We start from the raw sequence: 21188 nt of genomic DNA, 5'->3' as shown, positions 1-21188 counted from the left end.
GCGATAGTTCACTCATGAGTCCCCGCGAAGGCGGGGACCTCGGTCGGTCTGGCGCCAATCTGCCGGAGACCCCTGCCCGCGCGGGGGATCGGTTGCGGAGCGACTTCCCCGGCCTCGTCACGGCCGACGGGCAGCCGTGGCACTACCTCGACACGGCGGCTTCGGCGCAAAAGCCGCAAGCGGTGATCGATGCCATGACCCGCGCGCTGGGCAGGGATTATGCCACCGTCCATCGCGGGGTCTATGGCCGCAGCGCGCAGATGACGCTGGGCTACGAGGCGGCCCGCAAGCGCGTTGCCGACTTCATCGGCGCGCGAAGCGAAAACGAGGTGGTGTTCGTCCGCGGTGCGACCGAGGCGATCAACCTCGTCGCCGCGAGCTGGGGGATGACGCAGCTCGGCGAAGGCGACCGGATCGTCCTCTCGACGCTCGAGCATCACTCGAACATCGTCCCCTGGCAGATGGTTGCCGAGCGCACAGGCGCGCACATCGACGTCTGCCCGCTGACCGACGACGGTCGGATCGACCTCGGCGCGCTCGAAGCGCTACTGACCCCGCGCACCAAGCTGGTCTCGCTCGCGCATGTCTCCAACGTGCTCGGCAGCGTGCTCGACGCGCGCGCGGCGGCCGACCTGGCGCATTCGGTTGGGGCGAAAATCCTGCTCGATGGTTGCCAGGCTGCGCCGCGCATGAAGCTCGACATGGCCGCGCTCGACTGCGACTTTTATGCCTTCTCGGGACACAAGATCTACGGCCCCACGGGTATCGGCGTGCTGTGGGCGCGCGAGGCGATCCTCGATGCCATGCCACCCTGGCAGGGCGGCGGCGCGATGATCGACCGCGTGACTTTCGAGAAGACCACCTACGCCCCGCCGCCGCAGCGCTTCGAGGCGGGCACGCCGATGATCACCGAGGCGATCGCGCTGCATGCGGCGATCGACTATGTCGATGCGCTCGGCCCCGATGCGCTCTTCGCGCATGAAAGCGCGCTGGCGAAACAGCTTCGCGACGAGCTGCGCGCGATGAATTCGGTCACGCTGTTCGGCCCCGAGGAAAGCGCGGGTATCGTCTCTTTTGCCCTAGAAGGGGTTCACCCGCACGATCTCGGCACCATATTGGATGAAGAGAATGTCGCGATCCGCGCCGGGCATCATTGCGCGCAGCCGCTGATGGACCATCTCGGCGTCCCCGCCACCGCCCGCGCGAGCTTCGGGCTGTATTCCGACGAAAGCGACATCGCCGCGCTGCTGCGCGGCATCGAGCGTACCCAGAGGATCTTCGGATGAGCGAAGAAACGACCAACGATACCGACTTTATCGCAGCTCCGTCGCCTGCCGACGTCGCACCGGCCAAGCCGCCGCGCGCGCGGGTCGAGGATGCCGTCGATCCGGATGAATCGCCGCGCGAGACGATGGAGCGCAAGCGCGACTACCTCGAAGGCTTCCTCCAGAAGAAACCGGAGAACGTCCCCGCGGGCGCGCCGGGCGGCGATCTCTACGAGGCGGTGATCGCCGCGCTGAAGGAGATCTACGACCCGGAAATCCCGGTCAATATCTACGACCTCGGTCTGATCTACGGCGTCGAAGTCGACGAGGAGTGCGACGTTACGGTCACCATGACGCTGACCACGCCGCATTGCCCCGTCGCCGAAACAATGCCGGGCGAAGTCGAACTGCGCGCCGCGAGCGTGCCCGGCGTGCGCGATGCCGAAGTCAATTTGGTCTGGGATCCGCCCTGGGGCCCCGATAAGATGACCGACGAAGCGCGCCTCGAACTGGGGATGCTGTGATGAGCGATACCGAGACCCGCCCCGCGCCCAAGGCCGCCGTCGTGCTGACCAAGGCCGCCGAGCAGCGCGTCGCCGACCTGATGGCAAGGGCGCCCGAGGATGCGATCGGCGTGAAGCTGTCGACCCCGCGCCGCGGCTGCTCGGGGCTGGCCTATTCGGTCGACTATGTGATCGAAGAGGCGAAGTTCGACGAGAAGATCGAGACGCCCGGCGGCGTCTTCTACATCGACGGCGCGAGCGTACTCTATCTCGTCGGCAGCACGATGGACTGGGTCGAGGACGACTTCACCGCCGGCTTCGTGTTCGAGAACCCGAACGCCAAGGGCGCGTGCGGCTGCGGCGAGAGCTTTATGGTCTGACCACGGCGGCGCGGATTAGCGCCGCAGCGCCTTGACGCAGGCGGCGCGGTCGACGTCGAGTCCGTCGCTCGCACGGCGCGCATCGACATAGGTCGCGCTCGGCTCGCCGCCCGGAGTCAAGGGATAGAGGTAGACGTCGAGCACGCAGGCCTCGCCGGTGAATTGCAGCTTGCGCGCATCACCTTCCTTTACCGTCAGCCGCGGGGGGCCGAAGAGATTGGCGAGCGCGGTTTCGTTGCGCCCGATCACGCTTTCGAGCCCGGGAATGTTCATAACGCGCGGGGCACGGAACCCCTGAACCGTTGGGGCCACGCGCACCTCTTGTGGCGGTGTGGAGGTGGCGGGACGCGCAGGTGCCGGTCCGCCAGGCACGGGTCCGGTGGCGCAGGCGCCCAGCAAGGGGAGCAGCAGGAGGGCGATATTACGCATGAGGTTCTTTCTCGCGTGCGCGGTGGACGAGGTGCGTGGCACTGGCAGCGCCCACTATCGGGGCAAGGAGGTTGAGGAAAGGTATCGCGAGCAGGCCGACCACCGCCCCACCGAGCATGAGGCGCGTCCCGGCGCTTATCGGGGCAAGTTCGGTGGTATCGGCGCGGTGCGGCAGCCACACCAGATCCTGCAGGTCTCGCCCCACCAGCCAGGCATTGACGAGAAGGAATACGAGCACCGGCCCGACCCCCGACAGGAGCAGCAGACCTGCCACCGGCAGCGCAAGTAGATTGGCAATCAGCGTCCGCGCCAGCGATCGCAGCGCGCTGCCCAGTTCCTCGCCGAAGCCGATCTGGCGTCGTGTCGCGGCGGCTTGCGGGTAATACTGCCGCTCGACCGCGCCCACGATGTCCTCGGCGAAAAACTGCAGCACGAAAAGCGCTACGATACGGAACAGGAACCAGCCGGCGACCAGGGTGACGAGAACCGCCGCCAGCGCGCCAAGGCCCCCAAGCGGACCGTCGTCCAACGCCGTCGCAAGCGCGAGATAGACACCCGCTCCGCCGGCTGCGAAGATCGCCAGCGTCAGCATTGCCGTCTTGCCGAGAATCCCGAGAATCGCCGCGTCGCCGAGCTGGCCGAAAGCAAGGGCAAGGGCGCGGGGAAGCGACAGCATCGGTGTGCCGGGATGCGCGCCGTCCGCGGTCGAGTCAACGCCGACCTTGGACTCCGCCCGTTGAACCGCTAACGGCGCGCGACACACAGATTCTGTTCCCCCGGAGTATCCATGACCGCACCCCGCTACGACGTGATCGCGATCGGCAATGCCATCGTCGATGTGATGGCCCCTTGCGAAGACGACCTTATCGACGAGCTCGAACTGAACAAGGGCGGCATGACGCTGGTCGATGAAGACGGCGCGCGCCGGCTTTACGCAGCAATGGGGCCGGCGCGCGAGATTTCGGGCGGCTCGGCGGCCAACACCCTGGCCGGCATGAGCGCGCTGGGGGCGCAATGCGCTTTCGTCGGGCAGGTTGCGAACGACCAGCTGGGCGATGTCTTCAGCCACGACATCCGCGCTGTCGGCATCGATTTCGACACGCCGGCGCGCGAGGGCGAACCTTCGACCGCGCGGTGCCTCATTTTCGTGACGCCCGATGGCGAGCGCACGATGAACACCTTTCTCGGCGCAAGCCAGTTCCTGCCTCCTGCAGCGCTCGACGACGAGCTGATCGCCAGTGCCGGGATTCTCTATCTCGAAGGCTATCTGTGGGATCCGGAGGAACCGCGCAGCGCCATGCGCCGCGCGATCGAGGTCGCGCGCAAGGCCGGTCGCAAGGTCGCTTTTACCGCCTCCGAAAGCTTCGTCATCGAACGCCACGGCGATGATTTCCGCGCGCTGATCGAAAAGGGGCAGATCGACATCCTCTTCGTCAACGAGCACGAACTCGCGACGCTCACCGGGACGAACGATTTCGAGGACGGCGTGGCCATGGTGGCGGGCAAGGTTCCAGTGCTCGTCGCCACGCGCAGCGCCAAGGGCGCGGTCGGCATCGCCTATGGCGAGCGGGTGACCATCGCCGCCGAACCGATCGACAAGGTGGTGGACACCACCGGTGCGGGCGACCTCTTCGCCGCAGGTTTCCTGACTGGCCATGCGCGCGGCGAAAGCCTCGAGACATGCCTGCGCATGGGTGCCATCTGCGCGGCGGAAATCATCTCGCATTACGGTGCGCGGAGCGAGGCCGATCTCAAGGCGCTGGTGGCCGAAAAGCTCGGCTGACAAGGCGCCGCGATTCGCAAGGACCCACCGAATGTTAGGGTTTGGGTGCTAAGGGGCAGCGCGAAAGGAAACGCGCTTGCGCTACGAATCCTTCGCCGAACGTCGTGCCACTCCGGGGCTGCCGAGCCGCGCGCTGGCGCACGTCCAGGCTTGGGCGGTGCTAGGCGAAGCGGCCACATTGCCGACGCAGCATCCCGATTTCGGACAGGCGGCGGTGCAGGCCCTCCTGCCGTCGACCCCGCAGATACTGGTCGAGGGATCGCCCGCCGCGGGCTTCGAGGCGATCGTGCCCCTTGTTCGCGATGGCGGCCGGCTGGCACGTTGGCGCCTGCTGGGCGATCGCGAGGTCCATGAACCCGGCGGGCCCCTGGTCCGCGATGCGAAGGCCGCGATGCGGCTCGCCCAAGCGTTGTGCGCGCTCGCGCGGCCGGTCGAGTTTGCGCGAGTTCCGCTCGACTCGCCGATCGTCGCTGCGTTGCGCGAGGTGGCTCCGGCCCACGGGAAGCTGATCGTTCGCGAAGCCGATCCGTGCCCTTTCCTCGCGCTCGACGAGAGCTGGGGCACGCCCGAAAACCGGTTCTCCTCGCGCCGCCGGTCCGATTTCCGCCGTGCGCAGCGCAAGGCGGACCGTCTGGGCGAGGTCGGTTATGCCATGCATCGCCCGAGCCCGGTGGAATTCAATCAGCTGTTCGACGAGGCGATCGCAGTCGAGGCCAAGAGCTGGAAACGGGCTGCGGGTACGGCAATTCTGTGCGACCCGGCGAAAGAACGCTTCTTTCGCAGTTATCTGCGCGCCTGTGCCGAGCGTGGCGAGACGCGAATCGCGGCCATGCGGATCGATGGCAAGATGGTTGCCGTGCAGCTCGCCGTGGCCTGGCGCGGCCGCTACTGGCTCTACAAGATCGGCTTCGACGAGGCCGTCGGCAAATGCTCTCCCGGCACCTTGCTGATGCTCCATGCGCTCGGCGAGGCGGCGCGCGAGGGTCTCTCCAGATTCGAGATGATGGGCGAATCTGACAGCTGGATCAGCGATTTCTGGACCCGCGAGGCGCATCCCTGCGTGCGCTTGCGCTTCTATCCGCGAAGCCTCGCTGGCTATGTCGGGCTTGCGCAGGATACTCTGGGCTGGGCGCAAACGCGGCTCGATAGGCGGTTCAGGCCGGACGCCGCATGAATTTTCCCGGCAAGGTGCTGCTTCGCAAGGCGCGCTATGCCCTGCCGGATGCGGTCGGTGCACGCCTGCCGATCGAGACGAGCGAAGTCGCCGTCTCATCTTGCCTGCGGATCGCGACGCCAGCGGGAACGCGGATATCGCTCGGCTATTTTGCTCCGCCGGACGAAGAACCCGCAGTCGTGGCGGAAGCATTAATCGGCGCGGCTCGGGCGCTGCAAGCCGCCGGGGCGAGCGCTGTCGAACTGGCGGTGAAAGCGCCGCCCCTGGGCTTCGATCCGATGTTACTCGAGAGGATCGCCGCCGAGCGCATACCGCTGATTTTCGATGCGCTGACGCCCGAGCAGGCTCCCGAGACCATGGCTCTGGCCGAGACGCTCGGTTGCGGTGTCGCCCTGCCTGCGCGCTGGCGGCGCAGCGTGGACGATGCCTGCGCCCTGCGCGAGCGCGCCTGTCGTATCCGGGTGGTCAAGGGCGAGTGGGCCGATCCCCGAGACGATCCCGAGGATATCGCCAATGCCCATCTCGACGTGGTGCGCACGCTTGCCGGACGCGCTGCGCCGGTCGAAGTGGCGACCCATGATCCCGGTCTCGCCGAAGCCGCGCTGTCGCTTCTCTCCTCGAGCGGCACGCCTGCCGAGCTAGGGCAGCTCCGCGGATTGCCGCAGCGGCGCAGCCGTGCGGTGGCGCTGCGGCACAAGGTGCCCGTGCGCTATTACTATCCATACGGTCCCGGCTGGGGGCCCTATGCGATCGAGCAGGGCCTGCGGAAACCCTACCTTCCGCTCTGGGCGCTGCGCGACCGGATCGCGCGCTAGGTTCTTGCCACTCGGAGGATTACCTCCGGCAAGGGTCTCCGGCTCAGCCGGGCGCCATGGGGGTTTCGTCGAGCAGATCGTCGAGGAACAGCGACATCAGCATGGGCTGCCCGCTCACTCCGGCCTTGGCATAAACCTGGCTCAACTGCGAACGGACGGTCCCGGCAGAAGAGCCGCGCAGCGTGGCAATCTCGGCTATCGAGCACCCCTTCAGCGCGAACAGAGCGACTTCGGCTTCGCCGGGCGACAGGTTCCACTCGGCGAAGCGCTGGCGCATGAGCGCGCCCAGCGCGCCACGTGCGATGGCCACGACTTCTTCGCGTTTGCGGGCTTCGCCCAGCAAGCGCCGGATGGCGAGCGCACCAAGCGCGATTCCGGCAAACAGGGCAAGTCCGACGAACAGGTCGAGCAGTGCCGGCAGGCCGCCCTCCTCGCGCACAGAGTCCCACAGGAAATAGACCACCGCGACGATTTGCACGAGGATCACGAGGGCGATCGGGACAAGCTCGCGATCGCGGTTGCCGGTCATGGCACTTTGGCTGGTCATGGCTGTTTTGGACTTCCGCTTATGGCCCGATCCCTAGCACCGATCGTAGCTCTCCCGAACGCATAGGCGTCAGGAGTAACGTAATGAACGAACAAGCGAAAGACGCGCTGGCCAAGGTGCCGGCGGTGACTCTGGGATTCTGGATCGTCAAGATCCTCGCCACCACCTTCGGGGAAACCATGGGCGACACGGTCAGCATGAGCTGGCTGGGCGAAACCACTGTCAGTGCCGGCCAAGCGGGCCTCAACGGCTATCTGATCGGCACCGCGCTCTTCGGCACCGTGCTCGCGCTGCTCGTCGCGGCGCAGATCCGGGCACGGCAGTTCCACCCCCTGCTCTACTGGGCGACGATTATCGCTTCGACCACCGCCGGCACGACACTCGCGGATTTCGCCACGCGCTCGCTGGGAATCGGCTATCCGGGCGGTTCGACCCTGCTGTTGGGTATGGTGCTCGCCTCTCTCTTCGTCTGGCACCGGGCGCTGGGCAGTATTTCGGTGAGCACGGTGCACGAACCGCGTGCCGAGGTATATTACTGGCTGACGATCACATTCTCGCAGACACTCGGTACCGCGCTGGGTGACTGGGTTGCCGACGGGGCGCTGGGATATCTCGGTGCGGCGGTCATCTTCGGCGGACTGCTTGCGCTGGTCGCGGCGGCCTATTTCTGGACCAGGATCAACCGGGTGGCGCTGTTCTGGGCCGCATTCATTCTCACCCGTCCTCTGGGGGCGGTAGTCGGCGATTTCCTCGACAAGCCGGTCGCGCATGGCGGGCTCGAACTCAGCCGCCCGATCGCTTCGCTCGTGCTCGCCGGGACGATTTTGGGCCTGATCCTCCTTGTTCCCCAGCGCGCGGAGAACCGCACTCTGGCTGGGTAAAGGTGCCTAGCCTCGTTCGCGCCGCACCTCGCGCTGGCCGATGTCGCGCCGGCAGAATCCGTCGGCGAAGGTGATTGCGTCGACTGCCCGATAGGCGTTGCGCTGGGCTTCGGTGGCGCTTTTTCCGCGTGCGGTGACGTTGAGCACGCGGCCGCCGCTTGCGGTCAGCGTGCCGCCGTCCAGCTTCGTTCCGGCATGGAAGACCCTGGCGCCGTTCGACTCGGCGTCGCCCAGCGCGATCGCCCCGCCCTTCTTCGGCGTTCCGGGATAGCCCTCGGCCGCCATCACCACGGTCAGCGCGAAATCGTCGGACAGCTTGGGCGCAGCCACCTCGCCCAGCCGCCCCTGTGCGCAGGCCTGCATCAGCTCGACGAGATCGCTCTCCAACCGCATCATCAGCACCTGGCATTCGGGATCGCCGAAGCGGGCATTGTATTCAATCAATTGCGGGCCGGCCTTGGTCAGCATGAGCCCGGCATAGAGCACGCCAGAATAGGGCATGCCTTCCTCGCGCATGGTGCGCACGGTCGGTTCGACGATCTCTCTCATCACCTGCGCCTGCAGCGCTTCGGAAAGCACCGGAGCTGGCGAATAGGCACCCATGCCGCCGGTGTTGGGGCCGGTGTCGCCTTCGCCCACGCGCTTGTGGTCCTGCGCGGTGCCGATCGGGACGATCGCGGTCCCGTCGGTCAGCGCGAAGAAGCTCGCTTCCTCGCCGGTGAGGAACTGCTCGATCACCACCTCGTTGCCCGCGCTGCCGAACCGGCCGTCGAACATCTCGTCGAGCGCATGCTGTGCCTCCTCGCGCGTCTCGGCGATCACCACGCCCTTGCCCGCGGCGAGGCCGTCGGCCTTGAGCACGAAGGGCGGGTCGAATTTCTTGAGTGCGCCCCAGGCCGCCTCGAGCGAGGTGCAGCGCTCGTAGCGTGCGGTGGGGATGTTGGCCCGCCGGCACAATTCCTTGGTAAAGCCCTTGCTGCCTTCGAGCTGCGCCGCCTCGCCCGAGGGACCGAATGTGTCGATTCCCTTGGCCCGCAGCGAATCGGCAAGGCCATCGACGAGCGGCGCCTCGGGGCCGATGACGACGAGGCCGATGTCGTTGGTCTGGCAGAAGTTGATCACCGCTTCGTGGTCGGCGGCATCGAGCGCGACGCAGGTGGCATCCTGCGCGATGCCCGGATTGCCCGGCGCCGCCCACAGCTTGTCGCACAGCGGCGATTGCGCCAGTTTCCAGCTGAGCGCATGTTCGCGCCCGCCCGAGCCGAGCAAAAGGATATTCATGGCCAGCTACTTTCCGTCAGACAGCGAAGATGGGGGCTTGGTAGCGAAGGGTCGGGCAGGCGACAACGCCGAGCCGCTCTCGATCAGCGAAATCTCCAGCCTGCTCAAGCGCACCGTCGAGGATCGCTTCGGTTTCGTGCGGCTGCGCGGCGAATTGTCGGGCGTGAAGCGCGCCGCGAGCGGGCATCTCTACTGCGCGCTCAAGGACGACAAGGCAGTGCTCGACGGGGTGATGTGGCGCGGCAATACCGACCGGCTGCCCTTCCGCCCTGAAGACGGGCTGGAAGTTGTCGCCAGCGGCAAGCTCACGACCTATCCGGGTCGCTCGAAATACCAGATCGTGATCGAACGGATGGAGCTGGCGGGCGAAGGCGCCCTGCTCGCGCTGCTCGAGAAGACCCGCGCGCGGCTGGCGGCGGAAGGCCTTTTCGCCGCCGAACGCAAGAAGCCGCTGCCCTTCCTGCCGCGCACGATCGGGGTCGTCACATCACCCACCGGCGCGGTGATCCGCGACATTCTCCACCGGCTGGCCGACCGTTTTCCCAGCCGGGTGGTGGTGTGGCCGGTGCTGGTGCAGGGGCAGGGCGCTGCCGAGCAGGTGGCGGGCGCGGTACGCGGCTTCTCCGCCATGCCCGAAAGTCACCCCGACCGGCCCGACCTCGTCATCGTCGCGCGCGGCGGCGGCTCGATCGAGGATCTGTGGAGCTTCAACGAGGAGGCGGTTGTCCGTGCGATTGCCGAGTGTCCGATCCCGACCATCAGCGCCGTGGGGCACGAGACCGACACCACTCTCGCCGACTATGCCGCCGATCGTCGCGCGCCCACCCCCACCGCGGCCGCCGAGATTGCGGTGCCCGTGCGGGCCGAGCTGGCGGCGTCTCTGGCCGATTTCGAGGCACGCAAGAAGCGCGCGATATTGCGCCCGGTACAGTTGGGCCGCGAGAGACTGCAGGCGCGCAGCGAACGTCTGCCCACGCCCGAGGCGCTGCTGCAACCGCAGGGGCAGCGGCTCGACGAGCTTGCCGAGCGGCTGCGGCGGGGCCTGCGCGATAGCGCGGCGCAGGGACGCGAGCGGCTTTCGGAGCTACGCCTGTCGCCTGCCGTGCTGACCCGCAATTTGCGCGAGGCGCAGCGTGCGCTGGCGGGGCAGAAGCTGGCCGTCGCTCTGGTCGAGCGTCCGCTTGCCGAGCGTCGGGAGCGGCTCGCGGCGCTGCAGCGGGTGATGCACTCGCTCGATCCCGACACGGTGCTCAAGCGCGGTTATGTCCGCGTTATCGGAACCGACGGGCGGACTCTCACCGACAAGGCGCTGGCGGAGAAGGAAGGGGCGCTCACCCTCAAGTTTCGCGATGGTGATCTCGAGGTGTCGCCGGGAGGCAATCCGCCGCCCCGCGCACCCCGCCGCACACTCCCGAAAAAAGGAACCGCGCCGAAACAGGATGATTTGTTCGGTTAAGGTGGACCTGCTAGGATTTGCGCCATGCTGATGAACAAGAATTCGGGTCCGTCGAATGGCGAGGCCAAATTGCATTACGGCCCCTCGGGCTTTCGCGTATTGCGTGCAGGCAACCATGTCTTCTGTGCGATGAGCGGGGTGCCGATCCCGCTCGAGGAACTTCGCTACTGGTCGGTCGAGCATCAGGAGGCCTACGCCAGTCCCCAGCTCGCCACCGAGCGGCTCGCGCCGTGAAATTCATCCGGGTCGCACCGCTCCTCCTGCTGGCCAACGCCTGCGTTCCCGCTGTCGAACCCGAGTCTTCCGGCAGCGCCGAGGTTGTGCAGCCGGTGCGCACAGCGCCCATGCCAACATCCACCCCTGCTCCCGAGGCGGCTCCGGCGCGCCCTTCGACCTTCACCTTCGCTGGCGAACTCGAGCAGGGCGGCTGGATCCGCGGGACAGTGCCAGGCGGAACGGTCGAGGCAATGCTGGGGACCGAAAAGCTGGCATTCGACGCGCAAGGCCGCTTCTTCGCGGCATTCGACCGCGACGCACCGGCTTCGACCAGGCTCGTCGCCCGGCTTGCCGACGGCCAGACAATTACCTCGCTGCTCGCCATTGCGCCGCGTGACTGGGATATCGAGCATGTCGATGCGGCCCTCAGGCCAGGCGGGTCGAGTGAAGCCTTCCGTCGTCGTCGCCAGCCCGAACTCGATGCGATCTGGAACGCGCGGCTGAAGGAAACCGGCGCGCAGGGCTGGAGGCAGGATTTTATCTGGCCGGTCTCGGGCCGTATTTCGGGCCGCTTCGGCTCGCAGCGAATCTATCGCGGCGAACCCGGCAGCTACCATTCGGGCATCGACATCACCACCGGCACCGCTGGCACGCCCTATGTCGCACCCGCCGATGGCGTCGTCGTGCTCGCGGTCGACGATTTCAGCCTCGAGGGAAAACTGTTGATCATCGATCACGGGCAGGGCCTCAACAGCGCTTTCCTCCATTCTTCGCGGCTCTACGTCAAAGAGGGCGACCGGGTGACCAAGGGTCAGCATATCGGCGACATCGGCTCGTCCGGTCGCGCGACAGGTCCGCATCTCCACTGGAGTCTCAAGTGGCGCAATGCGCGGCTCGATCCGCTGCTCTTCACCGGCCCGATGCGCTGAGCGCTTGACGCCGGTAGCACGCCAGCCAAGGAATCTTCACGCCCATGCGTCCTAGGCGACTGTTCCTTGCTTCCCTGATCGCCATCGCGCTCGCACCCGGCACATGGCTGCGTACGCCGGAGCCGAGCGATTTCGACCGGCTGGCGCGGATCGTGCCGCTCGCGGTCGATGCCGCGCGCAGCGGTCCCTTCGAATTGGTCGCTGCATGGCGCATGTCCGGCGATCCGGTACAATTCGGCGGGCTGTCGGCTCTGGTCGCTCTCGACGGCACGCACTTTCTCGCGGGCTCCGACACGGGGCGCTGGCTCCGATTTACGCGGCCCGACCGCAGCGGGCTCGCACCGGGCGAAATCGCCCCGCTCTTCGCCGACGAGGATACGATCAAGGAAAGCCGCGATCTCGAATCGCTCGCAGTGGATCCCGCGCACGGAATCGTATGGGGGGGCTTCGAATATCGCAATTCGATCATGCGCTTCGACGCCGCGCTTGAACCGAATGGCGAGGTCCGGCCTCCGGCGATGCGCCGTTGGGACGACAATGCAGGGCCGGAGACGCTGGTGCGTCTGGCCGACGGTCGGTTTCTCGCGATCGCGGAAGGTTCACGGCGCTGGCGCGGGCAGCACCACCGCGCGCTGGTCTTTGCCGGTGATCCGGTGGAAGGAGCGCGAGCGGAACGGGTGGTGGTCGAAATTCCGAAGGGCTATCGCCCGGTTGATGCAACGCCCGCCGGTGACGGACGGGCACTGGTGTTGCTGCGGCGCGTAATCTGGGGCTTACCGCCGGGCTTCGCGACTGCCATTGCCGAAATCGACATTGACGACCGGGCGCCGGACGGGACGATCGCCGCTCGGCTGCTGGCCGAATTCGGCGCCCGAATCCCGCAAGACAATTACGAGGGCATTGCGCTGACCGAGGATCCCGACGGGACGCATGTGTGGCTGGTCTCGGACGACAATTTCATGGTTTTCCAGCGCACGATACTGCTCAAGTTGCTCTGGCGCGCACGCGAAAAGGCGCGCGAGTAGACCTCGCGCGCCTTTCGAATTCTCTCTGCGGCGCCGGAGCGCGCGTCAGGCCTTACGAGGCCGCGACGGCCTTCTTCAGCTCGCGCTTCACCTTGAGCGCATTGGCCGACAGCTTCTCGTCGCTGGTCTTCAGGAGCCAGTTGTCGAGGCCGCCATTGTGCTCGACCGAACGCAGGCCGTGGGTCGACACGCGGAACTTGAAGCTGCGGTCGAGCTTCTCGCTCATCAGCGTGACGTTCTGCAGGTTCGGCAGGAAGACCTTCTTGGTCTTGTTGTTGGCGTGGCTCACATTGTGACCGACCTGGCGGCCCTTGCCGGTGAGTTCGCAAATGCGCGACATGATACGTCTCTCGTTCGAATGGGCGGGCGAGCTTTCCCGTGCTGATCTCGTGCCAGCGTGGGTCCGTTCTTGTCCCGGAAAGCGGCGCGCATAGCGGCGAGGGTGCGAATCGTCAAGCACGTTGCGCGCCCGTCCTCCGGGGGCTAGCGCGTCCGCATTATGAGCGCCTGGACCCTTCCGCAACCCATGGACCGCGCGATTGCGCTCGCCGAAAAGGCAGCGGCGCTGGGCGAAGTGCCTGTGGGCGCAGTGGTGACGCGCGGCGGCGAAGTGATCGCCGAGGCGCACAACGCCCCGCGCGAAACGCACGATCCGACCGCGCATGCCGAAATCCTTGCGATTCGCCGCGCGGCGAAGGTGCTGGGCGACGAGCGCCTCTCGGCATGCGAACTCTGGGTTACGCTCGAGCCCTGCGCCATGTGCGCCGGCGCCATCGTCCACGCGCGGATCGGCAAGCTCTATTACGCCGCCAGCGACCCCAAGGGCGGTGCGGTCGAACATGGCGCGCGGGTTTTCGACCAGCCGCAATGCCTCCACCGGCCCGAGGTCTATCCGGGCATGGGCGAGGCCAGGGCGGCGGAATTGCTGCGGGGCTTCTTCAGGGAGCGGCGGTGATCGAAGCGAGTTTGGCGTCCGTCACAACCCCCGCCAGATCTTCGCCTCTGCGCCATCCCGCGCTCCATACTGCCGTCGATCGCAGGCGGTGGGCATGAAACCCCTATCGTAGCACAGCCGTAGTTCTTCGAGCCACCCGCGCGCATTGAGGTGGACGCCCACCGCCTCGCGCGGCCAGTCGGGATTGGCATCGATGAAGCGGGTCCGGATGGTGCCGGCCGTGAGGCCCTTTTCGCGGCTTACGCGATCGAGATCGGGAATGCGCAGGCCCTGCCACAGGATACGCGTGACCTTGAAATAGGTTGCAGGGCGCTTGGTCATGCAGGCGCCGTGTTTCGCCCATTGTCGTGCAAGCAGGGCGGCGGAAGGCGTCAGGCACATGTTCGCTGCCGCCTCGCGTGGCAGCGGATCGCGCGAGGCGGGGCACCACTGCGGCCAGCTGCGGCCGCTCTCGGGCCATAGCCCGTGCACCACGAGGCCGAAAAATCCAGCCCGCCCGCCGCACTGGCGTGCATGCGCAGGCCGGCGCTTGCGCGGCTTGCAGAACTCGGGGCTCCAGCTCAACGCCAGCGTGTAGCCCGTGATTGGCAAGACACGGGGCGGCCCATCGGCCTGGACCTGCGGAAGATTGATGCTTCGCGGCAGGCGGCACTGGTAGTGCTGTGCAGCGAGCGGCGCGGCGTCGAGCAGCGCGACCGCGAGAATGGCGAGCGCGATCCCCCTAGGGCGCGGCACGGTCGTCGGGGTTCTCGGCAAACCAGGCCCTGGCGCCAGGACGAAACAGCATCGCAGCCGCCGCCCCGGCGACAAGGCTCGCGGCGAGATCGACCCAGGCGCCCGCACTCGGTCCCACGACCGTCAGTTCGCGGTAGTTATGGAACAGCGCATACGCCACTACGAGGACCAGCACATAACGCATCACCCCCATCCGCAGCAGCGAGATGGTGGTCCACAGGATGCCCGCAAGCAGCAGCAGAATGAAGATCGAGGCGGTGATCATCCAGATCGCCATCCCGCGCGCACCTTCGCCCCCTCCTTCGTATCCCGCCATCGCATGCTCTTCGAGACCGGAGAAGCTGAGCGCCGCAGAGACCAGGACGAGCAGCGTCGCGACCGGAAACAGCACATCGAACAGTTTGATCGAACTCGGCTTCACGCCCGGTCTCCCACTGTTGCCGATTGGAGATGCAACAAAGTCCGCGGCAGGTAAAGGTCTGCGGGGCAGGCCGGGCGTCGTCGCGCGAGGTGGACGGGGTCAGCCGGACTGCTGCGGGCATGCTATTCGCCGCCAATCCCCCGATGGGCGGCGAACCAGTCCCTCGACCCGGGGCGAAACAGGAAGCCGATCGCCACCAGGGTCATGACCGTGCTGAGGAGTCCCCAGACCATTATGCTTTCGAGGCCCAGCGAAAGCGATTTCACGGTGGTCAGGATCGACCAGGCGGTGAGCAGGACGAGCGCCCATTTCGCCAGTCCGATCCGCAGGACGGAAATCAAGAACCACAAGCCCAGGTTGATTGCGAGGCCGATCAGGAGGGAGCCGACAAGCATGCCCGCGCCCGATTCCGCCATCCCACGTGCGGCGAATTCTGCTTCAGCCTGCGCGGACAGCGAATCGAAATTAAGGAGAATACCGATCAGGTTGACGCCAAGCGAGCCGAGATAGAGCCAGTCGAACTTCCTGATCGATGCGGGTTTCATCCGGCCCACCTCCCTTGGCGCTGCGGCGCCAGCCTCGGTTCACGTTACAGCGGCGTAAAATCGAAACCGATATCGGCGGCGGGCGCACTCTGGGTGAGCCGCCCGACCGAAACATAGTCGACCCCGGTCGCGGCCTTGGCCCTGATGGTGTCGAGGTTGATCCCCCCGCTGGCTTCGGTCGGCACGCGTCCGGCGACCATCGTCACCGCCTCGCGCAGCGTGTCGGGCTCCATGTTGTCGAGCAGCAACCGTGTCGCACCTGCCTGCAGCGCAGGTTCGATCTGGTCGATACGGTCGACTTCGCAGATGATGTCCTTCACGCCTGCCTCGACGGCGCGACGCACCGCCTCGCCCACCGAACCGGCGACGAGGACGTGGTTGTCCTTGATCATCGCCGCATCCCACAGGCCCATGCGGTGGTTGGCACCGCCGCCCATGCGGACAGCGTATTTCTCCAGCATACGCAGTCCGGGAATGGTCTTGCGCGTGTCAAGCAGCGTGCAGGCGGGATTGTCCATCGCGCGGACATATTGCGCAACCAGCGTGGCGATGCCGGAGAGGTGCTGGACGGTATTCAAGGCGCTGCGTTCGGCGGTCAGCATGGCGCGGGCATTGCCTTCGAGCCGCATCAGATCGGTGCCCGCAGGCACGCTCGCGCCATCCGCGACCAGGATCTCAATTTTCATGTCCGGATCGAGCGCGCGGAAGAAGGCTTCGGCTATGCCAAGCCCCGCTACCTTTATCGTATCGCGCGTATCCATTATCCCGGCAAAGCGGGCGTCGGGCGGAATCACGCTTTCGCTGGTGACATCGCGCCCGCCGCCGGGCAGTCCCTCGCCGAGATCCTCCGCCAGCGTGTCGCGGACGAAGGCAGCGAGGTCGAAGCCGGGGAGGCTAAAGGCCATCGGTTATCTCCAGTTCCGAGCCGCAGGCGAGGCAAGGCCGACTGGCCGCCCGCAGCGGGTGCAGCTTGCTGCACATCTAGCGAGGACGCGCCGACGGAGGTCGGCGCGGAAACGAATACTCAATGCACGAAGCGGGCGACCACGTCGCGATAGCTGCGGCTCACCTTCACCTCGGCGCCCGAATCGAGCACGAGAAAACATTCGCCATTGGTATGCGGCTTGACCTGCCGGACCTGGTCGAGATTGACGATGGTCGAGCGGTGGACGCGCTGAAACTTGCGCGGATCGAGCCGACGTTCGAGGTCCTTCATCGTCTCGCGCAGAATCAGCGAATTGTCGCCGGTGTAGATGCACATATAGTCGCCGGCCGCCTCGATATGCTCGATCGTGTCGGTTTCGACGCGGAAGATCTGCCCGCGATCCTTGACGTTGATCAGCTTCTCGTAGCGGCTTGCCGTCTCTGCGTCCTCGGCAGCGAGTTCTTCTGCCGCTTCGGGCGCCACTTCGGAGAGCACGCTCTTGAGTTTCTCGGCCTCCTCGGTCGATTTCTTTTCGGCGAGGCGCTGACGCACGCGTTCGATCGTGTCGGCGAGCTTGTCCTCGTCCACCGGCTTCATCAGGTAATTGACCGCATTGGCCTCGAAGGCGCGGATCGCGTGTTCCTGGAATGCGGTGACGAAGACGAACAGCGGCGGGTCGATTTCCATCACGCCCTGGACGACCGAGAAGCCGTCGAATCCGGGCATCTGGATGTCGAGGAAGACGAGGTCGGGTTTCTCGGTCTTGATCGCGCGGATCGCCTCGCGTCCGTTCTGGCACGTGGCAATGATCTCGACGTCCTCGAACGGTTCGAGGCGCAGCTGGAGGCCCTGGATGGCGAGCTTTTCGTCGTCGACGAGAATGGTGCGAATGGTCATGTCGTCTGGTGTGCTTTCGGGGGTAGGGATGGGGGTAGAACGGCCGGGGGAGCCGAGGGTTTCTGTATCGGGGCGCCGCCCTGCTGCGCGGGTGCGGCTTGCGGCGCGCTTAACGTCTCGTCCTGCTCTTCGGTTTCATAGGGCAGTTCGATGAGGACCGAAAAGCCGCCGCTTTCGGGCGAGCGGATCTCGAACCGGTGCTCCTCGCCATAGGCCTGCGCCAACCGATCGCGAATATTGGTCAGGCCGACGCCGGTCGAATCGCGCCGTGCATGCGTCGGGCGGACGGCGGGCAGCCCGTCCTCGGCATCGTTCATCGTCATCCCCGGCCCGGTGTCCGACACGGTCACCCGCAGGCGCGGCCCGACGACCTGCGCGACGATCGAGATCTCCGCCCCTTCTTCCTGCGGGCTGACGCCGTATTTGATCGCGTTTTCGACCAGCGGCTGCAGCAACATGGCGGGCAGGCGCGCCTTGGCCGCCTGTGGTTCGACACGGAAGCTCGTCCGCAACCGCTCCTCGAAGCGCATCTGTTCGATCCCTAGATAGAGCTGGAGAGTTTCGACCTCCTGCGCGACGCTGACCTTGCCGCCCGGCTGCGTCACCAGCGTGTGCCGCAGGAAGCTCGACAGGCGGGTGAGCATGGCATTGGCGGTCTCGCTCTGCTTGAGGAGCACCAGCGTGCTGATCGAATTGAGCGTGTTGAACAGGAAATGCGGGTTGAGCTGATAGCGCAGCATGGCCAGCTGCGCGCTGGTCGCCTGCGCTTCCAGCCGTTCGAGCCGGTCGGCCTGTTCCTCGACCTGAAGGAAGAAATTGATCGCGTAATAGAGCGCCGACCACGCGCCGAGCAGCGTCAGATCGATGAAGTACATGCCGACGAAAAGGCTGACGAAATTGCCATCGGTCGCCGCGCCGGCCACCTGCAGCACCCAGCTGTCGATGAAGGCATAGACGCCGGTCGCGAACATCAGCACCACCGCCGTCGCCCCCCAAGTCACCAGCGGGCGCTGGCGGATCAACTGGCCATAGACCACGGCGAGGATGAGGCTGAGCGAAAAGCCGGTGATCGTGGCGATAAGGATGATCACCAGGCGGTCGGGTGGCTGGCCGTTCGCCAGCGCGGACATGGCACGCAGCATCGCCGCCCCGCCCCAGCCGCCCAGCTGGAGGTTCCAGAACGCCTGGTTCTTGTTGGCGAAGAACGGCGTGGGTCGAATGGGCAGTACTGCCATTTGCCTGCCCCTCTAGCGCAATTGCGACGAGTTGCACCAGTCGCTAGAATGGCCGCGACAGGCGAAGCGAGGGAGAGACGCGATGGGCGTGCAGGAAACGATCGACGAGGCGGGGGCCGAGCGCGCCAAGTTCCGCGAGATGAAACAGGGTACCGCCGAGGACTGGGCGATCATCGGCGGCGAGTATCGTACTTTCGCCAAGGGCCTGCCCGACCGCGTGCTCGACCACCTCAAATTGCTCGACGGCGACTTCGGCGGCTTTCCGGTCGACCGGCTCGAACATTCGCTGCAGACTGCGACGCGCGCGCATCGCGACGGGCGCGACGAGCAATATGTGGTGATGGCGCTGCTGCACGACATCGGCGACACATTGGGTAGCTACAACCACCCCGAAGTCGCCGCCTCGATCATAAAGCCCTTCGTGAGCGAGGAAGTGCACTGGATTTGCCAGAACCATGGCGCCTTCCAGGGCTATTACTATTTCCACTTCCTCGGCATGGACCAGAACGCGCGCGACAAGTTCGCCGACCACCCCCACTTCGAGGCTTGCCGAGAATTCTGCGAAAAATACGACCAGGCGGCGTTCGATCCCGATTACGAGAGCGAGAGCCTCGAATTCTTCGAGCCTATGGTGCGGCGGGTAATGGCGAAGCCGCTCGCCTCGATGTACGCCAAGGCGATGGAAGAGGAGTAGGCGCCTAGCCCGCGGCGTCGAGCGCTTCGGCGAGCCTTTCGGGCGGGACCATCCCCTCGATCACTTCATTGCCGGCGATCCAGCTCGGCGTGCCGGTGAATTGCAGCTGGCGGGCATAGGCCATGTTGCGGGCGAGCTCTGCCGTCGCTTCGTCCGATGCCGCGAAGTCTCGCGCTGCGGCCAGATCGAGCCCGGCGATCTTTGCCGCGCGCTCGATACTCGCGGCGCTGGGCGGGCCCTGTTCGAACATGGCGTGGAAGAAGGCGCCGTATTTGCCCTGCTTCGCTGCGGCGAGCGCCATGCGGGCGGCCTGTTCGCTGCCGTCGAAGATCGGCCATTCGCGAATCACCACCTTGAGCTCCGGATCCTCGGCGATCAGCTTGTCGGTGCCGGGGATCGACTGGCGGCAATAGGTACAGCCGTAATCGGTGAACTTGACGAGCACTTTCGAACCCTTCGGGTTGCCCAGCACCGCCCCCGGGAAGGGCTGCTTCACCTCGTCCGAGACCTGCGCAAGCCTGTCCTTCGCCTGGTTGCGCTGATAGGCCTCGGCCATCTCGGGCAGGATCTGCGGATTGGCGATCAGATAGTCGCGCGTCTGACTGTTGCCGAGACCGGAAAGCGACCACAGGCCGGCCCCGGCGATGCCGAACACCAGCGCGATCAGCGCGGTCAGCAGGTGGTTCTTCATGAAAATCCTTCGTCGCTCAGCCCGGCGCGCAATTGCGCCCGCGCTCCATTTCGCACTGGCGCTCGATCAAGGCGCGCGCCTGCATGCCGATATCCTGCGCGCGAATCCAGTCCGGCGTACCACGATCGAGCCCCGCCTCGGCCGCCTGCGCACTGCGCAGCGCCAATCCGTACTGGCCGCTCATGACCTGCTGTTCGGCGGAGGCCAGTCGGGCGCGGGCTGTATCGCCGCGCTCGGCATAGACCACGCCGAGCTGGTACCAGGCGAAGGGATTGCGGCGGTCGCGGCCGACGGCAGCGCGCAACACGCGCTCGGCCTCTTCGTAATTGTCCTTGTCCTCGGTGGCGATCAACGCGTGGCCGAAGAGCCCCGCGATCAGCGGTTCGGCATTGGTCAGTTCTGTCGCGCGGCGCAGGGGGTCGAGTGCTTCCTCGGGACGGCCCGATTCGAGCAGCACCTGCCCCTTGAGCTCGAGGAAATAGGGATCGTCCGGATCGATCGCGAGCAGTTGGTCGGCCGCCGCGAGCGCCAGGTCGACGCGCGCGTTCTGGTGATAGGCATAGGCGCGCGCATAGAGCGCGGGCACGCTCTGGTCGGTTTCGGGATAGTCGCGCAGCGTTGCCGATGGTTTCGAGATATACCCCACCAGCTTGGCCTTCACGCGTTCGAAATGATCCTGGTTGTGGGCATTGGCGGGGCGGTTCCACGCCGGGTCCTTTTCGTAGACCTCGCGCAGGGCCGAGATGCGGTCGCCCGACAGCGGGTGCGTGCGATAGAAGCCCGCCTCGTCGCTCTGGCTGTAGCCGTAGCGGAATTCCTGGTTGAGCAGCTTGCCGAAGAAACTGAGCGAACCGCGCCCCGAAATTCCCGCCTTTGACAGATACTCCGCCCCGGCGAAGTCGGCGGAGGATTCCTGCGTCCGGCTGAAGGCGAGGAACTTGCCCATGGCTGCCTGCTGACCGGCCATCATGATGCCCATCGCGGCATCGCCCGCACCCGCCAGCGCGGCGCCGATTCCGGCGATCATCGACAGCAGCGAGATCTTGGTCGCGGCGGCCGCGCCTTCGCCATAGCGCAGCACATGCCCCCCGGTGATATGGCCGAGTTCGTGGGCGATCACGCCCTGGACCTCCTCGGCGGAATCGGCCGCTTCGATCAGTCCCGAATGGATATAGACCGCCTGTCCGCCGGCGACGAAGGCATTGATCGTGGGATCGTTGATCAGGACGATGTCGACATTCTCGGGTTCGAGACCCGCGGCCTCGATCAGCGGGGCGGAAATCTCGTCGAGAAAGGCCTCGGTCTCGGCATCGCGCAAGATGCTCTGTGCGGCAACGGGCTGCGCCGCGAGAACGGTGGCGGCAAGCAGGGCGAGCAGGCGGGCGATCAGGCGCATTGAGGCTCAG

The 21188-nt window shown here is 66.1% G+C and carries 26 protein-coding genes; 13 read left to right on the top strand and 13 right to left on the bottom strand.

Annotated elements, in window-relative coordinates:
* Window positions 1-14: 14 nt before the first annotated feature.
* The 3 genes from ACEQZ0_RS08110 to ACEQZ0_RS08100 are packed head-to-tail and all read left to right on the top strand — an operon-like array spanning window position 15 to window position 2148.
* On the top strand, window positions 15-1286 hold the full coding sequence (locus ACEQZ0_RS08110) for an aminotransferase class V-fold PLP-dependent enzyme (RefSeq protein WP_370190193.1): 1272 nt from the start codon (window positions 15-17) through the stop codon (window positions 1284-1286).
* Window positions 1283-1789 carry an SUF system Fe-S cluster assembly protein gene (locus tag ACEQZ0_RS08105; RefSeq protein WP_370190192.1) on the top strand — a complete coding sequence of 169 codons (507 nt, stop codon included), beginning with the start codon at window positions 1283-1285 and terminating at the stop codon, window positions 1787-1789. Before ACEQZ0_RS08110 ends, ACEQZ0_RS08105 begins: the two co-directional genes overlap by 4 nt.
* On the top strand, window positions 1789-2148 hold the full coding sequence (locus ACEQZ0_RS08100) for a HesB/IscA family protein (protein WP_370190190.1): 360 nt from the start codon (window positions 1789-1791) through the stop codon (window positions 2146-2148). Before ACEQZ0_RS08105 ends, ACEQZ0_RS08100 begins: the two co-directional genes overlap by 1 nt.
* Window positions 2149-2163: 15 nt before the next feature.
* On the opposite strand, the gene ACEQZ0_RS08095 is transcribed toward ACEQZ0_RS08100, so the two are convergent.
* Together ACEQZ0_RS08095 and ACEQZ0_RS08090 are read right to left on the bottom strand one after the other, a co-directional pair.
* Window positions 2164-2421, bottom strand: coding sequence for a hypothetical protein (locus ACEQZ0_RS08095; protein ID WP_370190188.1), 258 nt, complete (start codon window positions 2419-2421; stop codon window positions 2164-2166).
* A gap of 148 nt (window positions 2422-2569) precedes the next feature.
* Window positions 2570-3253 carry an EI24 domain-containing protein gene (locus ACEQZ0_RS08090; RefSeq protein WP_370190186.1) on the bottom strand — a complete coding sequence of 228 codons (684 nt, stop codon included), beginning with the start codon at window positions 3251-3253 and terminating at the stop codon, window positions 2570-2572.
* 111 nt (window positions 3254-3364) lie between these two features.
* Here ACEQZ0_RS08090 and ACEQZ0_RS08085 point away from each other — a divergent pair, with 111 nt between their 5' ends.
* The 3 genes from ACEQZ0_RS08085 to ACEQZ0_RS08075 all read left to right on the top strand — a co-directional run bounded on the left by ACEQZ0_RS08085 (window position 3365) and on the right by ACEQZ0_RS08075 (window position 6349).
* The gene (locus ACEQZ0_RS08085; RefSeq protein WP_370190184.1) at window positions 3365-4360 is read left to right on the top strand and encodes an adenosine kinase; all 996 of its coding nucleotides are present in this window, start codon (window positions 3365-3367) and stop codon (window positions 4358-4360) included.
* 76 nt (window positions 4361-4436) lie between these two features.
* Window positions 4437-5534, top strand: coding sequence for a GNAT family N-acetyltransferase (locus ACEQZ0_RS08080; RefSeq protein ID WP_370190182.1), 1098 nt, complete (start codon window positions 4437-4439; stop codon window positions 5532-5534).
* Window positions 5531-6349, top strand: coding sequence for a proline dehydrogenase (locus ACEQZ0_RS08075; protein WP_370190180.1), 819 nt, complete (start codon window positions 5531-5533; stop codon window positions 6347-6349). Before ACEQZ0_RS08080 ends, ACEQZ0_RS08075 begins: the two co-directional genes overlap by 4 nt.
* A gap of 43 nt (window positions 6350-6392) precedes the next feature.
* On the opposite strand, the gene ACEQZ0_RS08070 is transcribed toward ACEQZ0_RS08075, so the two are convergent.
* On the bottom strand, window positions 6393-6896 hold the full coding sequence (locus tag ACEQZ0_RS08070; protein WP_370190178.1) for a helix-turn-helix transcriptional regulator: 504 nt from the start codon (window positions 6894-6896) through the stop codon (window positions 6393-6395).
* Window positions 6897-6979: 83 nt separating this feature from the next.
* Here ACEQZ0_RS08070 and ACEQZ0_RS08065 point away from each other — a divergent pair, with 83 nt between their 5' ends.
* Window positions 6980-7777, top strand: a complete 798-nt coding sequence (locus ACEQZ0_RS08065; protein WP_370190176.1) for a hypothetical protein — start codon at window positions 6980-6982, stop codon at window positions 7775-7777.
* Window positions 7778-7783: 6 nt separating this feature from the next.
* Here the strand turns inward: ACEQZ0_RS08065 and purD are convergent, their stop codons facing one another.
* Window positions 7784-9058 (bottom strand): phosphoribosylamine--glycine ligase, encoded by a 1275-nt coding sequence (gene purD / locus ACEQZ0_RS08060; protein WP_370190174.1) that lies wholly within the window; start codon window positions 9056-9058, stop codon window positions 7784-7786.
* Here purD and xseA point away from each other — a divergent pair.
* The 4 genes from xseA to ACEQZ0_RS08040 all read left to right on the top strand — a co-directional run bounded on the left by xseA (window position 9057) and on the right by ACEQZ0_RS08040 (window position 12684).
* Window positions 9057-10514 carry an exodeoxyribonuclease VII large subunit gene (gene xseA / locus ACEQZ0_RS08055; protein WP_370190172.1) on the top strand — a complete coding sequence of 486 codons (1458 nt, stop codon included), beginning with the start codon at window positions 9057-9059 and terminating at the stop codon, window positions 10512-10514. The two genes, purD and xseA, sit on opposite strands and share 2 nt — an antisense overlap.
* A 24-nt stretch (window positions 10515-10538) precedes the next feature.
* Complete coding sequence (locus ACEQZ0_RS08050; protein WP_370190170.1) at window positions 10539-10748, top strand: DUF2093 domain-containing protein; 210 nt, start codon at window positions 10539-10541, stop codon at window positions 10746-10748.
* Between the two features lie 110 nt (window positions 10749-10858).
* Window positions 10859-11659: a M23 family metallopeptidase gene (locus tag ACEQZ0_RS08045; protein ID WP_370220874.1), complete on the top strand. Its 801-nt coding sequence runs from the start codon at window positions 10859-10861 to the stop codon at window positions 11657-11659.
* Between the two features lie 44 nt (window positions 11660-11703).
* Window positions 11704-12684: an esterase-like activity of phytase family protein gene (locus ACEQZ0_RS08040; protein WP_370190166.1), complete on the top strand. Its 981-nt coding sequence runs from the start codon at window positions 11704-11706 to the stop codon at window positions 12682-12684.
* Window positions 12685-12736: 52 nt separating this feature from the next.
* Here ACEQZ0_RS08040 and rpmB read toward each other — a convergent pair whose 3' ends face one another.
* Window positions 12737-13024: a 50S ribosomal protein L28 gene (rpmB, locus tag ACEQZ0_RS08035; protein WP_370190163.1), complete on the bottom strand. Its 288-nt coding sequence runs from the start codon at window positions 13022-13024 to the stop codon at window positions 12737-12739.
* Between the two features lie 159 nt (window positions 13025-13183).
* Between rpmB and ACEQZ0_RS08030 the strand changes: the two genes are divergently transcribed.
* Window positions 13184-13639 (top strand): nucleoside deaminase, encoded by a 456-nt coding sequence (locus tag ACEQZ0_RS08030; RefSeq protein WP_370190161.1) that lies wholly within the window; start codon window positions 13184-13186, stop codon window positions 13637-13639.
* 21 nt (window positions 13640-13660) lie between these two features.
* Here the strand turns inward: ACEQZ0_RS08030 and ACEQZ0_RS08025 are convergent, their stop codons facing one another.
* From ACEQZ0_RS08025 to ACEQZ0_RS08000, 6 genes are all read right to left on the bottom strand, one after another.
* The gene (locus ACEQZ0_RS08025) at window positions 13661-14374 is read right to left on the bottom strand and encodes a ribonuclease T (RefSeq protein ID WP_370190159.1); all 714 of its coding nucleotides are present in this window, start codon (window positions 14372-14374) and stop codon (window positions 13661-13663) included.
* Complete coding sequence (locus ACEQZ0_RS08020; protein WP_370190157.1) at window positions 14361-14795, bottom strand: hypothetical protein; 435 nt, start codon at window positions 14793-14795, stop codon at window positions 14361-14363. The genes ACEQZ0_RS08025 and ACEQZ0_RS08020 overlap by 14 nt, the downstream gene beginning before the upstream one ends.
* A 122-nt stretch (window positions 14796-14917) precedes the next feature.
* Window positions 14918-15340: a hypothetical protein gene (locus ACEQZ0_RS08015; RefSeq protein ID WP_370190154.1), complete on the bottom strand. Its 423-nt coding sequence runs from the start codon at window positions 15338-15340 to the stop codon at window positions 14918-14920.
* A 44-nt stretch (window positions 15341-15384) separates the two neighbouring features.
* Window positions 15385-16245, bottom strand: coding sequence for a carboxylating nicotinate-nucleotide diphosphorylase (gene nadC / locus ACEQZ0_RS08010; RefSeq protein ID WP_370190152.1), 861 nt, complete (start codon window positions 16243-16245; stop codon window positions 15385-15387).
* 119 nt (window positions 16246-16364) lie between these two features.
* Window positions 16365-17162, bottom strand: coding sequence for a LytR/AlgR family response regulator transcription factor (locus tag ACEQZ0_RS08005; protein WP_370190150.1), 798 nt, complete (start codon window positions 17160-17162; stop codon window positions 16365-16367).
* Window positions 17159-18397 carry a sensor histidine kinase gene (locus ACEQZ0_RS08000; RefSeq protein ID WP_370190148.1) on the bottom strand — a complete coding sequence of 413 codons (1239 nt, stop codon included), beginning with the start codon at window positions 18395-18397 and terminating at the stop codon, window positions 17159-17161. The genes ACEQZ0_RS08005 and ACEQZ0_RS08000 overlap by 4 nt, the downstream gene beginning before the upstream one ends.
* An 82-nt stretch (window positions 18398-18479) precedes the next feature.
* Here ACEQZ0_RS08000 and ACEQZ0_RS07995 point away from each other — a divergent pair, with 82 nt between their 5' ends.
* Entirely contained in the window at window positions 18480-19091 is a 612-nt protein-coding gene (locus ACEQZ0_RS07995) for an HD domain-containing protein (protein WP_370190147.1), read from the top strand.
* A 4-nt stretch (window positions 19092-19095) separates the two neighbouring features.
* Here the strand turns inward: ACEQZ0_RS07995 and ACEQZ0_RS07990 are convergent, their stop codons facing one another.
* Together ACEQZ0_RS07990 and ACEQZ0_RS07985 are read right to left on the bottom strand one after the other, a co-directional pair.
* Window positions 19096-19782: a DsbA family protein gene (locus ACEQZ0_RS07990; protein ID WP_370190145.1), complete on the bottom strand. Its 687-nt coding sequence runs from the start codon at window positions 19780-19782 to the stop codon at window positions 19096-19098.
* A gap of 16 nt (window positions 19783-19798) precedes the next feature.
* The gene (locus ACEQZ0_RS07985; protein ID WP_370190143.1) at window positions 19799-21178 is read right to left on the bottom strand and encodes a M48 family metalloprotease; all 1380 of its coding nucleotides are present in this window, start codon (window positions 21176-21178) and stop codon (window positions 19799-19801) included.
* Window positions 21179-21188: the final 10 nt, after the last annotated feature.

It is taken from the genome of Qipengyuania sp., from assembly GCF_964227205.1.
GTDB lineage: Bacteria > Pseudomonadota > Alphaproteobacteria > Sphingomonadales > Sphingomonadaceae > Qipengyuania.
This window is presented reverse-complemented; position numbering and strand designations above follow the sequence as displayed.

Excerpts from the sequence above, each read along its gene's own strand:
- ACEQZ0_RS08110 (WP_370190193.1), top strand. The coding sequence starts at position 15 with ATGAGTCCCCGCGAAGGCGGGGACCTCGGTCGGTCTGGCGCCAATCTG.
- ACEQZ0_RS08105 (WP_370190192.1), top strand. The coding sequence starts at position 1,283 with ATGAGCGAAGAAACGACCAACGATACCGACTTTATCGCAGCTCCGTCG.
- ACEQZ0_RS08100 (WP_370190190.1), top strand. The coding sequence starts at position 1,789 with ATGAGCGATACCGAGACCCGCCCCGCGCCCAAGGCCGCCGTCGTGCTG.
- ACEQZ0_RS08095 (WP_370190188.1), bottom strand. The coding sequence starts at position 2,421 with ATGAACATTCCCGGGCTCGAAAGCGTGATCGGGCGCAACGAAACCGCG.
- ACEQZ0_RS08090 (WP_370190186.1), bottom strand. The coding sequence starts at position 3,253 with ATGCTGTCGCTTCCCCGCGCCCTTGCCCTTGCTTTCGGCCAGCTCGGC.
- ACEQZ0_RS08085 (WP_370190184.1), top strand. The coding sequence starts at position 3,365 with ATGACCGCACCCCGCTACGACGTGATCGCGATCGGCAATGCCATCGTC.
- ACEQZ0_RS08075 (WP_370190180.1), top strand. The coding sequence starts at position 5,531 with ATGAATTTTCCCGGCAAGGTGCTGCTTCGCAAGGCGCGCTATGCCCTG.
- ACEQZ0_RS08070 (WP_370190178.1), bottom strand. The coding sequence starts at position 6,896 with ATGACCAGCCAAAGTGCCATGACCGGCAACCGCGATCGCGAGCTTGTC.
- ACEQZ0_RS08065 (WP_370190176.1), top strand. The coding sequence starts at position 6,980 with ATGAACGAACAAGCGAAAGACGCGCTGGCCAAGGTGCCGGCGGTGACT.
- xseA (WP_370190172.1), top strand. The coding sequence starts at position 9,057 with ATGGCCAGCTACTTTCCGTCAGACAGCGAAGATGGGGGCTTGGTAGCG.
- purD (WP_370190174.1), bottom strand. The coding sequence starts at position 9,058 with ATGAATATCCTTTTGCTCGGCTCGGGCGGGCGCGAACATGCGCTCAGC.
- ACEQZ0_RS08050 (WP_370190170.1), top strand. The coding sequence starts at position 10,539 with ATGCTGATGAACAAGAATTCGGGTCCGTCGAATGGCGAGGCCAAATTG.
- ACEQZ0_RS08045 (WP_370220874.1), top strand. The coding sequence starts at position 10,859 with ATGCCAACATCCACCCCTGCTCCCGAGGCGGCTCCGGCGCGCCCTTCG.
- ACEQZ0_RS08040 (WP_370190166.1), top strand. The coding sequence starts at position 11,704 with ATGCGTCCTAGGCGACTGTTCCTTGCTTCCCTGATCGCCATCGCGCTC.
- rpmB (WP_370190163.1), bottom strand. The coding sequence starts at position 13,024 with ATGTCGCGCATTTGCGAACTCACCGGCAAGGGCCGCCAGGTCGGTCAC.
- ACEQZ0_RS08030 (WP_370190161.1), top strand. The coding sequence starts at position 13,184 with ATGAGCGCCTGGACCCTTCCGCAACCCATGGACCGCGCGATTGCGCTC.
- ACEQZ0_RS08015 (WP_370190154.1), bottom strand. The coding sequence starts at position 15,340 with ATGAAACCCGCATCGATCAGGAAGTTCGACTGGCTCTATCTCGGCTCG.
- nadC (WP_370190152.1), bottom strand. The coding sequence starts at position 16,245 with ATGGCCTTTAGCCTCCCCGGCTTCGACCTCGCTGCCTTCGTCCGCGAC.
- ACEQZ0_RS08005 (WP_370190150.1), bottom strand. The coding sequence starts at position 17,162 with ATGACCATTCGCACCATTCTCGTCGACGACGAAAAGCTCGCCATCCAG.
- ACEQZ0_RS08000 (WP_370190148.1), bottom strand. The coding sequence starts at position 18,397 with ATGGCAGTACTGCCCATTCGACCCACGCCGTTCTTCGCCAACAAGAAC.
- ACEQZ0_RS07995 (WP_370190147.1), top strand. The coding sequence starts at position 18,480 with ATGGGCGTGCAGGAAACGATCGACGAGGCGGGGGCCGAGCGCGCCAAG.
- ACEQZ0_RS07990 (WP_370190145.1), bottom strand. The coding sequence starts at position 19,782 with ATGAAGAACCACCTGCTGACCGCGCTGATCGCGCTGGTGTTCGGCATC.
- ACEQZ0_RS07985 (WP_370190143.1), bottom strand. The coding sequence starts at position 21,178 with ATGCGCCTGATCGCCCGCCTGCTCGCCCTGCTTGCCGCCACCGTTCTC.